This window comes from Streptomyces sp. MI02-7b (assembly GCF_033793585.1).
Lineage (GTDB): Bacteria > Actinomycetota > Actinomycetes > Streptomycetales > Streptomycetaceae > Actinacidiphila.
The window spans coordinates 27,227-40,361 of sequence record NZ_JARAWX010000010.1; the positions used below are offsets into that span (position 1 = coordinate 27,227).

Annotated in this window: 18 protein-coding genes and 1 tRNA gene; 10 read left to right on the forward strand and 9 right to left on the reverse strand. The window is 70.5% G+C overall.

The annotated features are described in order from the left end of the window. The first annotated feature begins 41 nt into the window (after positions 1–41). Complete coding sequence (locus PV364_RS18055; RefSeq protein WP_319661060.1) at positions 42–524, forward strand: hypothetical protein; 483 nt, start codon at positions 42–44, stop codon at positions 522–524. Between the two features lie 313 nt (positions 525–837). Beyond that, positions 838–1,209 (forward strand): hypothetical protein, encoded by a 372-nt coding sequence (locus tag PV364_RS18060; RefSeq protein WP_319661310.1) that lies wholly within the window; start codon positions 838–840, stop codon positions 1,207–1,209. A gap of 470 nt (positions 1,210–1,679) precedes the next feature. On the opposite strand, the gene PV364_RS18065 is transcribed toward PV364_RS18060, so the two are convergent. Continuing rightward, positions 1,680–2,417 carry a hypothetical protein gene (locus tag PV364_RS18065; RefSeq protein ID WP_319661061.1) on the reverse strand — a complete coding sequence of 246 codons (738 nt, stop codon included), beginning with the start codon at positions 2,415–2,417 and terminating at the stop codon, positions 1,680–1,682. A 107-nt stretch (positions 2,418–2,524) separates the two neighbouring features. Here PV364_RS18065 and PV364_RS18070 point away from each other — a divergent pair, with 107 nt between their 5' ends. After that, entirely contained in the window at positions 2,525–2,812 is a 288-nt protein-coding gene (locus PV364_RS18070; protein ID WP_319661062.1) for a hypothetical protein, read from the forward strand. Positions 2,813–2,840: 28 nt separating this feature from the next. On the opposite strand, the gene PV364_RS18075 is transcribed toward PV364_RS18070, so the two are convergent. From PV364_RS18075 to PV364_RS18095, 5 genes are all read right to left on the reverse strand, one after another. Further along, positions 2,841–3,143 (reverse strand): hypothetical protein, encoded by a 303-nt coding sequence (locus tag PV364_RS18075; RefSeq protein WP_319661063.1) that lies wholly within the window; start codon positions 3,141–3,143, stop codon positions 2,841–2,843. Between the two features lie 13 nt (positions 3,144–3,156). After that, on the reverse strand, positions 3,157–3,507 hold the full coding sequence (locus PV364_RS18080) for a hypothetical protein (protein WP_319661064.1): 351 nt from the start codon (positions 3,505–3,507) through the stop codon (positions 3,157–3,159). Between the two features lie 200 nt (positions 3,508–3,707). Further along, positions 3,708–4,127 carry an arsenate reductase ArsC gene (locus tag PV364_RS18085; RefSeq protein ID WP_319661065.1) on the reverse strand — a complete coding sequence of 140 codons (420 nt, stop codon included), beginning with the start codon at positions 4,125–4,127 and terminating at the stop codon, positions 3,708–3,710. Positions 4,128–4,140: 13 nt separating this feature from the next. Next, positions 4,141–4,890 (reverse strand): aquaporin, encoded by a 750-nt coding sequence (locus tag PV364_RS18090; RefSeq protein WP_319661066.1) that lies wholly within the window; start codon positions 4,888–4,890, stop codon positions 4,141–4,143. Beyond that, positions 4,890–5,279 carry a metalloregulator ArsR/SmtB family transcription factor gene (locus PV364_RS18095; RefSeq protein WP_319661067.1) on the reverse strand — a complete coding sequence of 130 codons (390 nt, stop codon included), beginning with the start codon at positions 5,277–5,279 and terminating at the stop codon, positions 4,890–4,892. The genes PV364_RS18090 and PV364_RS18095 overlap by 1 nt, the downstream gene beginning before the upstream one ends. A 96-nt stretch (positions 5,280–5,375) precedes the next feature. Here PV364_RS18095 and PV364_RS18100 point away from each other — a divergent pair, with 96 nt between their 5' ends. Together PV364_RS18100 and PV364_RS18105 are read left to right on the forward strand one after the other, a co-directional pair. Further along, the gene (locus PV364_RS18100) at positions 5,376–5,843 is read left to right on the forward strand and encodes an ArsI/CadI family heavy metal resistance metalloenzyme (protein WP_319661068.1); all 468 of its coding nucleotides are present in this window, start codon (positions 5,376–5,378) and stop codon (positions 5,841–5,843) included. 106 nt (positions 5,844–5,949) lie between these two features. Further along, complete coding sequence (locus tag PV364_RS18105) at positions 5,950–6,246, forward strand: GYD domain-containing protein (protein WP_319661069.1); 297 nt, start codon at positions 5,950–5,952, stop codon at positions 6,244–6,246. Between the two features lie 214 nt (positions 6,247–6,460). On the opposite strand, the gene PV364_RS18110 is transcribed toward PV364_RS18105, so the two are convergent. Beyond that, entirely contained in the window at positions 6,461–6,931 is a 471-nt protein-coding gene (locus PV364_RS18110; protein ID WP_319661070.1) for a VOC family protein, read from the reverse strand. A gap of 191 nt (positions 6,932–7,122) precedes the next feature. On the opposite strand from PV364_RS18110, the gene PV364_RS18115 reads away from it, so the two are divergent. Beyond that, a complete protein-coding gene (locus PV364_RS18115; RefSeq protein ID WP_319661071.1) occupies positions 7,123–7,581 on the forward strand; it encodes a hypothetical protein in 459 nt (152 codons plus the stop codon). Positions 7,582–7,945: 364 nt separating this feature from the next. Here PV364_RS18115 and PV364_RS18120 read toward each other — a convergent pair. Next, positions 7,946–8,068 (reverse strand) — tRNA-OTHER (locus PV364_RS18120). Between the two features lie 370 nt (positions 8,069–8,438). On the opposite strand from PV364_RS18120, the gene PV364_RS18125 reads away from it, so the two are divergent. Then, entirely contained in the window at positions 8,439–9,056 is a 618-nt protein-coding gene (locus PV364_RS18125) for a DUF6461 domain-containing protein (protein WP_319661072.1), read from the forward strand. Between the two features lie 322 nt (positions 9,057–9,378). Here the strand turns inward: PV364_RS18125 and PV364_RS18130 are convergent, their stop codons facing one another. Further along, positions 9,379–9,918: a hypothetical protein gene (locus PV364_RS18130; RefSeq protein ID WP_319661073.1), complete on the reverse strand. Its 540-nt coding sequence runs from the start codon at positions 9,916–9,918 to the stop codon at positions 9,379–9,381. Positions 9,919–10,088: 170 nt separating this feature from the next. On the opposite strand from PV364_RS18130, the gene PV364_RS18135 reads away from it, so the two are divergent. From PV364_RS18135 to PV364_RS18145, 3 genes are all read left to right on the forward strand, one after another. After that, entirely contained in the window at positions 10,089–11,405 is a 1,317-nt protein-coding gene (locus PV364_RS18135) for a DUF2252 domain-containing protein (RefSeq protein WP_319661074.1), read from the forward strand. A 70-nt stretch (positions 11,406–11,475) separates the two neighbouring features. After that, on the forward strand, positions 11,476–12,123 hold the full coding sequence (locus PV364_RS18140; protein WP_319661075.1) for a hypothetical protein: 648 nt from the start codon (positions 11,476–11,478) through the stop codon (positions 12,121–12,123). 76 nt (positions 12,124–12,199) lie between these two features. After that, complete coding sequence (locus PV364_RS18145; RefSeq protein WP_319661076.1) at positions 12,200–13,009, forward strand: thioredoxin domain-containing protein; 810 nt, start codon at positions 12,200–12,202, stop codon at positions 13,007–13,009. The last annotated feature ends 126 nt before the right edge of the window (positions 13,010–13,135 follow it).

Here is a 13,135-nt window from a genome sequence, read left to right on the forward strand (position 1 = left end):
TCGCACACGGCGTTGTCAGTGCCGGATGGGATCATCCGGCCATGGGTGTTCTCTACGGCTACTACTCCGCCGGTGACGACCGGGACGCGGTCCGCGCCGTGGTCCGTGCCGAGGTCCACGACGACGGCGCGGCCCTCGCCCCCGACTACGACCAGCTGGTGATCAAGGGTGTCGACCCGGTGCTCGAACTCCTCCCCGCCGAGGTGCTGATCACCGGCCGCGCCGCCGAGGACGTCCAGACAGACCCCCGCCGCGGCGCCCTCGTCGGCATGGCCGGGGACGGCCAGGTCGTCGCCGTCTCCCTCACCGACACCTTCCGCGACGCCCTCGCGGCCTTCGACCCCCGCCTCCTCGACGACGTCGCCGTCGGCTGGGCCCGCACCTCGCGCACCCCGGCCGTCTCCGGGTCCTCCCGCGGCGAGTTGGACCCCCACGCCCGCGGCCGCTTCCTCAAGGACCTGGCCGCCCTGGCCGGCCGCGCCTCGTCCGGCGGACGCCGCCTCTACTGCTGGATCTGCCCCTGACGCGCCGGGCGGCCCGGGCGGCCCGGGACCTGCGATGGGGCCACCAAGGGCTGACAGGGGGGAGAGCCGCTGTGGCCGGCGTTCTTCGGGACGTTTCCGGTCGTCGAGCTCCTGCGCCGCGGCGCCTCCCGCACGGAGAACGCCGACGGCCTCCTCATCGAACAGGCCCGCCGGGAGCAGGCCCACGGTGACCGCTTGTCGTACAACTCGCTCACGCCGCACAACATCCCCTACCCGTGGGGGGACTCGCCCCGCGGCCAGGCGTGGCCACGCGTGACCGGGCCGGGGGCGAACGTAGAGTCGGCGCGTGCTGATGACTCGCGAGAAGACCCACTTCGTCCTGGGCCCCGTTCCGTTGCTCCTGCTGGCCGAGGCCCCGATCCACGACGGCCTGCCGGTGCTGCACGCGCCCGAGGGCCGCATGCCGTCGTGTCCCGAGTGGCGGATCATGCCGCGGCTCACCATGTCGGTGGTGGACGGCCCCGGAGACGCGGGATGCCTCGTGCAGGGCGCCCGGTCGCAGGAGGAGGCCGAGGACATGGCCCGGTGGTGCGGCGCCGTGGAACAGGCCGGCGGAGCCGTCGTCGTCTCCCTCGACTCCTTCGACGCACTGCCCGGGGAGATCGACTGGGACGAGCTGTTCACCGGTGGCCGGTCCCGGGGCGGATTCGTCGCCATGGCGTGAGGGCGCCGTGTCCCGGGCCCCGGCGCCCGGCGACTCGGCTCCCGTCGGGAACCCGCGGACGCCCGGGCGGACAACGGCATCGTCCGGGATGCCGAGGGGGATGTCGTCCCGTTCCCCGATGCAGGAGCAGGCGGGTCGGTTCACCGGCGTCGGCCCTGGCCCCGGTGTGGAACTCGCCGATGCGGTCGGTGGTGGAGAACTGGCCCCTCGCCGGGCCGTGTGCTCAGCGACCGGCCAGTCGGGGAAGCCGGGTTCGGTCGCGTCGGTCGCGTCGGTCGCGTCGGTCGCGTCGGGCCCGACGGAAGACCGATGCGGCTGTGGGAGATCGTCCACGCGGCGACGGGCCCGGCCCCGAAGACCCCCTGCCGCAGGCCGAGCGCGTCCGCCGCCTCCTCGGGCCCGACGTCCCGGACCGCGCGCCACGACGTCTCGCAGCCGATGCCCAGGTTCCCCGCCCCCCCGCGCACGTTCTAGAGGTGCCGCATCCACAGATTGGTCTCGGCGTAGACGCCCTGGTCCCGCTCGCGATCGATCTCGACGGGATCGAGGGCGTCCGGAACGACATAGCGCCCGGTCTGGGGGAAGGCCATCGAGGTCCACTGCTCCCACTGCGCGACGGTCCCAGGGATGACCATGGAACGCGGGGCGGGGGCGAGAACGGTCGCCCCGAGGCGCTGGTGGGTGCGGATCCACGGATCGAGGTGCAGGCCGTCGTCACGCGTCCAGCGGGCGAAGTCCTCCATCGAGGTCAGGGGATACCTCGCCTTGAGGGCCGGCCGCACGGGAGCGATCACGCGTCGCAGCCCGGCTTCGACAGCGCGTCGGCGCAGCGCGGTGAGTGCCTCCCCGGCCAGCCCGCGGCCCGAGTGGCCGGGCAGCACGGTGGCGGCCATGATGCACAGAGTGTCGGGCGCGACGGACGCCTCGTCCTCCGTCACCGCCTGCTCCAGGGCGCCGTCGTAGCCGGACGGCAGCGTGTCCACGTTCCCGTCCCAGCGCAGGGCCACGCCCGCGGCGTTGGCGACCACCTTGCCGTCCTGCACCAGCAGCACGTCGAAACGGGGAAAGCAGGTCGTCGCACGACGCCGGTAGTTCTTCGAGAACGGGTCGTGCAGGACAAAAGTCGGCCAAACGTCGCGGAGCGCGGCCTTGGCCTGCTGATACAGGTCGGGTCGCTCACTGGTCGTCATGATCTCTGTCGTGGGCACCCGTGGATCCTAGAGCGACGGGTCGGGACGGGCGGGGAGTTGGGGCTCTCCGAGTGCGACGCTCCCGGGGGACGCCGTGGACGCGGTCGCCGATGTACCGTGCCCACGTGATCGTCTGTCCGCTCCGGCACGTCGGCCATCAGAACGAGGCCGGCCCCGACGGCGCCACGGTGCACGTCGACGAGAGCGGCAGCCTCCACATCGACGAGCAGGACGGCGATGACGTGAAGCTCCTGGGCATCTACCCGACCGAGCAGAGAGCCGAGGAGCGCGTCCGTCGCGCGCACGTCCTACCGGGGTTCCGCGGAGAACCTGAATGCTCCCTGATCGTCCCGTATCTCCTCGACGAGGACACGTGGACGGAGGGCTTCGTCCGCATCCCCCGCGGCGAGTAGTCGCGGCGGAACGAGCACATGGCCGGGCTCAGCTCCCACCGGCCGGGTGGCGGGCCGCGTCGCGCGCCTGCGTGATGCGGGTCTGCACTCCCATGACCACGTCGTGGAGGCGCCCCGGCCGGACGAGTTCGCGCGCCATCCACGCGTCGAGGCGAGGACGCAGATACCGGACCGCCCAAGCACCGTGGCGCCGCAGGACCGAGCGGCTGATCGAGATCTCCTCCTGGATCTCCCGACGCAGGTCGTCGGTCCAGCCCTGTTCGCGGTCGGCAGGGTCCAGCGGGGCTTTGAGGACGCTCACGGCCTCGGCGAGAAATTCCGGAAGATCCATCGGATGACGCCGGTCAGCCGGCGGCGAGGATCTCGGGGAGGCTCACCGCGGGGCAGCCGAGCAGCGCTGTCAACGCGCGCTGCTGACGGCCGCTCAAAGCGGCCACGAAGACCGCCGCATCGGCGTCCGCCCGCTCGCAGGCCTCGGCCACATCGAGGACCTTCCCGTGGCTCAGCAGGGTCCGCGAGGAAAAGGGCAGAGCCATCTTCTGCACCCCGCCGTCCGAGACCCCTCGTCGTTGCACGATCTGCCCGACGACCCGAGCGCCGCGAACCGCCAGTCCGGTGGCCGCCGTGTTCATGAGCGTGACGAAGTCCTTCTCCTTCGCGGAGAAGTAGCCGACCACCACGACATCGGCCCCCATGACCGTGAGCCGCGATGCCTGTCGCCGGATCGGCTCCGGTCGCGCGCGGCGCGCCGGGCGGCGGTCGCGTCGTGGGGGCTGATGCATGCGGCACAGGCTAGAGGTCCGGCCGTCCGCGGCGACACGTGATTTCCCCGCGGGCGGGCGCAGAGAGGAGGCGGACGCAGGGTACGAGAGTGCCGCACCGGGGAGGCCGGCATTCACGCGCGCGTGTCGACGCCGAGTTCGGTGAGCAGGCCCTTGATGCGCTGTTCGATCTGGTCGCGGATGGGGCGGACGGCGTCGACGCCCTGGCCGGCGGGGTCGTCGAGCGTCCAGTCGAGGTAGCGCTTGCCGGGGAAGACGGGGCAGGTGTCGCCGCAGCCCATGGTGACCACCACGTCGGAGGCCTGCACGGCTTCGGTGGTGAGCACCTTGGGCACTTCGGCGGAGATGTCGATGCCGGCCTCCTTCATGGCGTCGACCACCGCGGGGTTGACCGTGTCGGCGGGGGCGGAGCCGGCCGAGCGGACCTCGACGCGGTCGCCGGCGAGGTGGGTGAGGAAGGCGGCGGCCATCTGGGAGCGGCCGGCGTTGTGCACGCAGACGAACAGCACGGACGGGACGGCGGGAGTACTCACAAGTCTTCCTTGTTCAGTGGCTGGTGGTGAGGAGTTCGGGTTCGCCAGGGGACGCGGCGGCCGCCGCGGGTGCGGCCCGGGCGGAGGGGCCGAAGAGGACGGCGGCCAGCGCGAGGCCGATGGCGGCGCCCGCCAACTGGGCGGCGATGAAAGGCGTCACGGAGGTGGGGGCGATGCCGGCGAAGGTGTCGGAGAAGGCGCGGCCGATCGTCACGGCGGGATTGGCGAAGCTGGTGGAGGAGGTGAACCAGTAGGCCGCGCCGATGTAGCAGGCGACCGCGGCCGGGCCGACGCGCTGCTGCCCGGTACGGCCGAGACCGAGGACGAGCAGGACCAGACCCGCGGTCGCCACGACCTCGCCCAGCCACAGGTGCCCGGCGGACCGGTCATGGGTGGAGAAGCGCACCAGGGGTTCGGCGAACATCGCGTTCGCCAGCATGGACCCGCCGATGGCGCCGGCGGTCTGGGCGGACAGGTAGGCCGCGACATCGCGCGGGGCCGGTCCGTCGTCGGTGGCGCGGCCGGTCCACCAGGCGACGAGGGTGACCACCGGGTTGAAGTGCGCGCCGGAGACCGGACCCAGCAGCGCGACGAGCGCACCCAGGCCGAACACGGTGGCCAGCGAGTTGGCGAGCAGCTGCACGCCCACGTCGCGGGAGAGTTCGGTGGCCTGGATGCCGGAGCCCACCACGACCGCGACGAGAGCGGCCGTGCCGATGAACTCCCCGGCGGCACGGCGACCGAGTGGAGAACCTGAGTTCATCAGCAGGCCCCGGCCCCGGCCCCGGCCGACTCGGCCGGGGTCCGCAGGAGCGAGGACAGGCGTGCGAGCGCGACGGGCAGCACCCAGTAGTAGACCCAGGTCCCGCGCCGCTCCGAGCCCACGAGGCCTGCTTCCCGCAGCACCTTCAAGTGGTGCGAGATGGTCGGTTGGGACACGTCGAAGGGCCCGGTCAGGTCGCATACGCAGGCTTCGCCGCCCTCGTAGGAGGCGATCAGCGACAGCAGCCGCAGCCGCACCGGATCCGCCAGCGCCTTGAACATGCGCGCCAGATCGACGGCGTCCGCCTCGCCGAGCGGTTCCCGGACCATCGGCGAGCAGCACGCCGCTTGATCGTCCTGACCCAGCACGGTCAGCTCTGATTTCGACATGTGTCTATGTTGACGCTTGTCGAATCAGGTGGCAACCTCGGATCCGTCGAGCTGTATCGACAACTGTCGATACAGAACCTGATGAGGGAGATCGCCATGTCCCGTGTTCAGCTCGCCCTGCGCGTCCCCGACCTCGAGGGCTCCATCGCCTTCTACTCCCGGCTCTTCGGCGCCGAGCCCGCCAAACTCCGCCCCGGCTACGCCAACTTCGCCATCACCGAGCCCCCGCTCAAGCTCGTCCTGATCGAGGGCGGGGACGGCCGGGACACCCGGCTGGACCACCTCGGCGTCGAGGTCGAGTCCACCGGACAGGTTGCCGCGGCCACCGGCCGACTCCGGGAAGCGGGTCTGGCGACCTTCGAGGAGAACGACACCTCCTGCTGCTACGCCCTCCAGGACAAGGTCTGGGTCACCGGCCCCGGTAAGGAGCCCTGGGAGGTCTACGTCGTCAAGGCCGACGCCGACACCGCGCCGCCCGCTTGCTGCGGCGTCGACGAGCAGTCCGAGCCGGCGGCCGCCGCGTGCTCGTGCGGCAGCCGGCGCGACCGGCAGGACGCGCGGTAGGCGTCATCACCGTGTACGGGACGGGGATGCCCGTCGCCGGATGCGACCTCGGGTGCCGAAAATTAGGCTGGTGGGGGGATGCCCGACTATGTCGAGGTGAGTATCCGTGCCGACCTACATCTCGCTGCTGAACTGGACCGAGCAGGGCATTCGCGCCTGCAAGGACACGGCGACCCGTGCCGACGCGTTCGCGGCCGCGCTCGAAAGGCTCGGCGCCAGGCTCGTGACCATGTACTGGACCGTCGGTTCGTACGACCTCGTGGCGGTCCTTGAAGCACCCGACGACGAAACGGCAGCCGCCGCGCTCCTCCAGCTCGGCGAGGCGGGCAACGTCCGCAGCACGACCATGCGAGCGTTCGGCCGAGACGAGATCGAAGGCGTCATCGCCAGGGCATCCATGTGAGGCCCGTAGCGCCGTCCGTTCGTGTCGAGAGGGCCACGAGGGCGTCGCCCTGCCGCTCTCGTGGGGCGGGGGAGGAAGCGGGTGCCGCGGTTCTGGCCCTGCCGGGCGCCAGCGAGAAGGCACCGGACCGGTCACGGTCCGGTGCCTTCGGGCGGTGGTGATGTGGGGCTGCCGGGACGACCCTTTTGCCGCCAGCCTCCGCAGTGGTGGGGGGTCAGGCCGGGGTGCCGGCGTCCTGCGTGGAGGCCGTGAACGCCTCGGGGCCCTGCTCCGCCGCTGCCGGGTCCATCCACATGACCTGCCAGCCGTGGCCGTCGAGATCGAAGAAGCTGCGTGAGTACATGAAGCCGTAGTCCTCGGCGCCGTCCGCCTCGGAGCCGCCCGCCGCGAGCGCGGCGGCGCTGACCACGTCGACCTGGTCGCGGGACGACACGCTGAAGCAGTACAACGCCAGCGTGTGCGTGGTGGGGTCGGCCATCGGCAGTTTCGCGAACTCCGCGAACTTCTCGCGGCTCAGCAGCATGACGAAGGCATGCTCGCCGACCGGCATGCAGGCGGCGGTCTTGTCGGTGAAGTTCGGGTTGAAGCCGAACCCGAGCTCGGCGAAGAACGCCTTGCTGCGCTCGAGGTCCGCTACGGGGATGTTGACGAACAGCATGCGGCCGGGGTGTGCGGGAGTCGTCATGGTGGGTCTCCAGTCGGTGGCTCGACGGCGTACGTACGGAGGGACCGGCCCTACCGGCGGAACTCATCGGTGTACCTTCGCCGGCCACCCGAAACAGCGGACACCGTCGCCCGGATGTCCTCGTTGCCATCGCTGCCACGACGGCCGCCACTGCTGTCGGCAACGAGGAGCGGTGGCCCTACGATCTTGCGGTGAGCTACGACATCTACTTTCTGAGCCGACGCGACGGCCAGTCCTGGGATGAGGTCCTGGAGGCCATGGAGGACGCAGCCCAAGACAGCGGGCCCATCCCCGCTGAGCTCCTCGCAGCATGGCAGCGAATAGTGCCGCAGGCCCGAACCCTGCTCGGCGATGTGGAGATCGCGGAGGATGAGCAGGAGTCGCGGGACCTGAGCCACTCCGGTACTGGTGTCGACCTTTCAGTGTTCGGTGACGAGGTCAGCATCACCGTGCCCTACTGGCACGTCGGGGACGGTGCCGCAACGGTGCTCGGCAAGGTCTTTGGCCTCTCCGCGATCGTGGAGAAGGAGACCGGCCTGACTGCCTATGATCCCCAAGTGGAGATGCCATTGGCGGAGATGCCCCCGCAGCAGGCAACGGGCATCATGTCGCGGGTCACGTCGGACCTCCGAAACCGCTACGGGGGTTGAGGGCCCCGTGCCCGGTCCGTGCCCGCGGGAGCGGCAAGCCACGGTCAACAGCGGGTGTCAGGGAGAGCCTCCGCTACACCCTGGAACCCGTTCTCGCAGGTCAGGCTGTAGTCGAGGCCCAGAAGCCCGGTGATTCCCAAGCTCAGGTGAGATTCACCGCTGTGCCCGCCTGGCGGATCGGCTGCCCAAGAACCTTATCGACCTCCGTTGATACGGCGTCGAGGAGTGAATCGCTCCGGCCGTCGCCCGAGTCGTCGGCAGCAGGCAGCGTGGAGCCGGGCTGAACTTACAAGTCAGGGATCAGCAACGACGCTGGCCTCGGACCGGGCCACTGTCCTCTCGTGCCGATGGGAACGGTCGGGTGCGGCGCCGACGGGATTCGAACCCGCGCGCAAGGTAGGGCAAGGGCCGCCCGGACCCGCACTGGAGTCGTCGCAGGAGGGACCTCCCCTACGACGATCGCAATCGACCGCTCTGCCACGGCGCCGCAACCTACGGGACCGCGCGATCCCGCTTCGGCGAGCGTAGAGGCAGTCTCGTGCAATGGGCGACCACATTATTCGCGGATGCCGGCCCAGCTCAGAGAACGCGAACGTGCGATCCTCGCTGAGGGGCGCGCAGGACTTGTTCTGTGCCGCATCGGGCGGTCAGTAGGCCGCTCCAATAGGAGCCTTCCGACAGGTCGCACCCGGGCTTGGCCAGAACTGACAAGGCAGGTGTCGGCGGCGACGTTGGGGGCCCCAGACGCCATGCAGGCCGGCGCGGCGGCCCGGTGAACGACATCTGCAGGCAACGTGTCAGCCGCGAGGTTCGGCCAGGACGCATGCCAGCAGATCCGAGGGTGGGACGCTTGCGCCATGACGAATGCCACCGCCGACGATTACCGCTGGTTCGAAGCGGACTTTGCCCGTCTTGCCGAGGCGTACTGCATCACGCTGGTCCGCGGGATCACGCCAGTGAAGGTGCTCCAAGTACTTAGGGCTGAGGTGCGAGGGCACGGCATTGGAGTGGCAACGCTGGACGAGCACGCCTACGAAACGGCCCAGGTGCACGAGGGCACCCATGGTTACCTCGGAGTGGCGCCCCTCCACGGCTGGACGGTGATGGTGGAACCCAACGGCTACATAGGGACGCTCGACGGAGCCCTGTCGCATCTGTCGGCCGGGGGCACGGTGGTGTCCCACTTTCGGAACGTCAACGCGGTCGATCATTTCAACTGGTTCGAGCACGGCAAGCTAAGGCTGCACTTCGAGCCGCTGTTTGCCTACTACCGAGACGGCAGCGACCCCGAGAGCTTGGTGACAGCCATGCGCGAGGTGGGCTTCGCCACGGAGGAAGGAAGCTCAGATGGCCTGGACGTGGTCACCGCTGCCACCTTCGCTCTCGCCGAGCGCGTCACCGGGATCCGACTGACTCCGGAATTTCTGGAGAGCACCCAGTTCATCGAGGGCCTGGCGCCGATACCCAGCGGCTGACCAGATCTGGCCAGCCCGAACGGGATGCGGGTGCTCTGTGGCTCCTGACGGCAGAAGATGACGGCAACAGTGCCGTACACATGAGGACCTTGGCGGCAACAGGGGACCAGCGCAGAGCCGGTTCAGTGTCAACGCGCCAGCGCCCACGTGGCCACGAACGAACTCCTAAAGGGGTGTCGCCCTGCAAGTTGAGCATCGTCGCCGGGCCGTCCCTGGGCCGTGGAAGGTGGACCAGCGCTGACCAACGTTGACAACCAGTGACAGCGCCACCGCTGATCGGCGGGCCGTTCCGTCCGGAGCAGCGGCCCACCCGGCAGGCGGCTCAGTAGACCGATATGTGCACGTGGTCGAAGTGGTTCTGGGTGATGGAGCCGCGGTCCTCCATGAGCTTCCAGCCCTGCTGGGGGAGGCGGCTGGACCATATGTGCTGTTCGTAGATCACGTACCATATGCCGAATTCGTCCGCGTGCTCGCGGACCCAGGCGACGATGTCGTCGCCGAGGGCCTCGGGTCTGCCGGTGACCTTGTGGCCGGCGGGCATGAGCATGAAGTCGCAGGCACGGCCCAGGGGGTGTTCGCCGCCGCCGGCGATGCCGCCGTCCTCGCGGTAGCAGCCGGGGGCGCCGCGGAGGCCGCGGGGGCCGAACTCCTTGACGACGGCGTCGCGGACGGCCTTCATGCGCGCGGTGATGTGGTCGGGGCCCTGGGGGGCCTCCTCGGGCCAGTTGGCCGCCCGCACTTGGGCGGAGAGCGTGGGCCAGGCCACGGCCGCCAGTACGAGGGCGCCGATCACGAGCAGCCCGAAAACGGTGCGGCGGACGCTGCGGCCGCGTGTGGTGTCCCGCCCCCTGGTGGTGTTCATCGCCCCCCACAACGCCCGGCGCGAGCGGTAAGTGCCCGGCTGGACCAGCGGCGTCGGTGACGCGAATATCACGTCCCGCCGGGGGCCCGGCCCGGTGACGCGGGCGTACGCTCCTGCGTTGACCCGTCGACGGGGAGCCGACACACGTACAGCCAGGAGGCGCAGGACAGATGGCCACAGGTCTCACGAGTGACGAGCAGCGCGGGGAGCGGATCGTCGAGGTCTTCGGGACCGCCTTCGGCGAGCTGCTCGCGGCGGATCCGGCGGCCTTCCGGGTCAAGTTCCGCAAGATGGCGGCCTCGGCGTTCGCGTTCTACCGCGGCACGGCCTGCCTGTACTACGCCGACCTCGCCGAGGAGAAGGACGGCAGCCCCTTCGTGGACGAGCGCACCTCCCGGGTGTGGATCCACGGGGACCTGCACGCCGAGAACTTCGGCACCTACCTGGACGCCAACGGCCGGCTGATCTTCAACGTCAACGACTTCGACGAGGCCTACGTCGGCCCCTTCACCTGGGACCTGCAGCGCTTCGCCGCCTCCATCGCGCTGATCGGCTACAGCAAGGCGCTGGCCGACGACGTGATCTCCGGCCTGGTGCGCACCTATGCCACCGCCTACCGCGAGCGCATCCGTGCCCTCGCCCAGGACGAGGCCGTGCCCTCGCTCACCCTGGACACCGCGGAGGGCACGTTGCTGGACGCACTGCGCCACGCGCGCGCCCAGACCCGGGTGGGCCTGCTGGACTCGATGACCGAGATCCGCGAGTGGGACCGCCGCTTCACCCCCGACGGCGGCGCCGTCGAGCTGGACGAGGCGACCCGCGCCAAGGTGCTGCGGGCCTTCGAGGGGTACCTGGAGACGCTGCCGGAGACCAGCCTGATCAACCCCGACAGCCACCGGGTCAAGGACGTGGTCGGCCGCCGCGGCGTCGGCATCGGCAGCGCGGGCCTGCCCTCGTACAACCTCCTCCTCGAGGGGCACACCGACGCCCTGGAGAACGACGTCGTGATCTACATGAAGCAGGGCCAGACCCCCGCGGTCTCCCGGCACATCACCGACGAGGCGGTCCGCTCCTACTTCCGGCACGAGGGCCACCGCACGGTGATCTCGCAGCGCGCGCTCCAGGCGCACGCCGACCCGTACCTGGGCTGGACGGAGCTGGACGGTGTCGGCCAACTGGTCGCCGAGGTGTCGCCGTACGCCGTGGACCTGGACTGGTCGGACATCGACGACCCCGCCCAGATCGAGGCGGTCGTGGCCGACCTCGGCCGGGCGACGGCCGCCATGCACGCGGCGGCGGACGACGAGAGCGGCCACTCCCTGGTGCCGTTCTCGACGGAGGACGCGATCGACGAGGCCATCGCGCGCGACGAGGAGGGCTTCCCCGGGATGCTGGTGGACTTCGCCCACTCCTACGGGGCGCGGGCCCGCGAGGACCACCAGATCTTCGTGGACCTGTTCCGCAACGGCCGTTTCCCGGGGCTGTGATCGGGGCTGCGATCCCGGGTTTTCGGGGCTTTAGGCATTGCTTACCCACCGGCATGGCACACTCAGCGCCATGGATGGGACCGGGCCTCAGCTGAGGGCGTTGCGCGCGGCGTGTTTCGCCGCGCTGTGCGTCACGCTGTCCGCGACCGCCCACATCCTGCTCTCGCACGAGCCCCTGCCGCTGGTGACCACGGCGGGGGCGGCCGTCGGCGTCTTCGCCGTCGCCTACGCCCTCGGTGGCCGGGAGCGCGGCTACTGGCCGATCGCCGGCCTCCTCGTCCCGCTCGAACTGGCCGTGGACACGCTGTTCACGGCCGGACAGCAGACCTGTTACGGCCCGGCCGGCGGGCCCGTCACGGGCTCGTGGCGCTCGATCAACGAGGCCCTGGCCTGCCACGGCGGTGACGTCGGCGGCCCGCTCGCCGGCGCCGCCGGGAGCCCCGGCCACTCGGCCTCGCCCTGGCTGCTGCTCGTCGTGCACGTCGCCGTGGGCCTGGCCGCCGCCTGGTGGCTGCGGCGCGGCGAGGCCGCGCTGCACGGCCTGCTGCGCATCGTCTTCCGGCCGCTGATCGTCGCGGTCGCCGCCTTCCGCGGCACCGCCCGGCCGCGGGCCGCCGCCCGCCGCTTCGTGCCCGCGGCCGCCGTCGCGCCCGCGCTGCCGCTGCTGCTCCACACCGTCGTACGCCGAGGGCCCCCGGTCGTCGCCGCCGCTCGCTGAGCCGCGCCGCGCACGACCCGTCCCACCCCCGCACATCCCCTCACGCATGTCACGACGACACGGAGAACCCACCACCATGAGCAAGAGGAACAGCCAGACCGCCAAGACCGCCGCCCGCGAGCGTCTGCGCGCGGAGCGGGAGCGCCAGGCGAAGCGCGACAAGGTCCGCCGCCAGTTCATCGTCGGCGGCGCCGTGGTCGGCGTTCTGGCGCTCGGCGCCGGCATAGCCGTGGCCGTGGTCAAGATGAACGCGCCCTCCTACTGGGAGAAGGCCGCTGACCAGAAGCTGGTGGCGCCGGCGAACTCCACGGGCAAGAACGGCACGTCCATCGAGATCGGCGACGCGAACGCCAAGCACACGCTGAAGGTGTACGAGGACCTGCGCTGCCCGGTCTGCGCGCAGTTCGAGCAGACCTCCGGCGAGGAGGTCCAGAAGGACGCCAAGGACGGCAAGTACAAGATCTCGTACACCATGGGCGCCTTCCTGGACGACGCCCTCAAGCAGGGCCAGGGCTCGAAGAACGCGCTGAGCGCGCTCGGCGCGGCGCTGAACGTCAGCAAGGACGCGTTCGTCCAGTACCACGCGCTGCTGTACTCCAAGGACGTCCACCCCGAGGAGACCAAGGACGACTTCGGCAGTGACGCCAAGCTGATCGAGATCGCGCAGAAGGTCGACGCCCTCAAGGGCAACAAGACCTTCGAGAACGCCGTCCGCAACGGCACCTACGACAAGTGGGCGCTGACGATGGCCAAGCAGTTCGACACGGACGGCATCCAGGGCACGCCGACCGTGAAGCTGGACGGCAAGACGATCGAGAACGTGCAGACCATGACGCCGCAGCAGTTCACGGCGGCGGTGGACGCGCAGATCGGCGCCAAGCAGTAGGCGGCGCACGGCACTTGATCGCCCCCCGGTCCCCGGCGACGTGCCGGGGACCGGGGGGCGAAGTCTTCGCCAACAGTTGCCGGGAGGGGTGCCGGAGAGCGGTTACTGACGCGTAATCTGATCCGC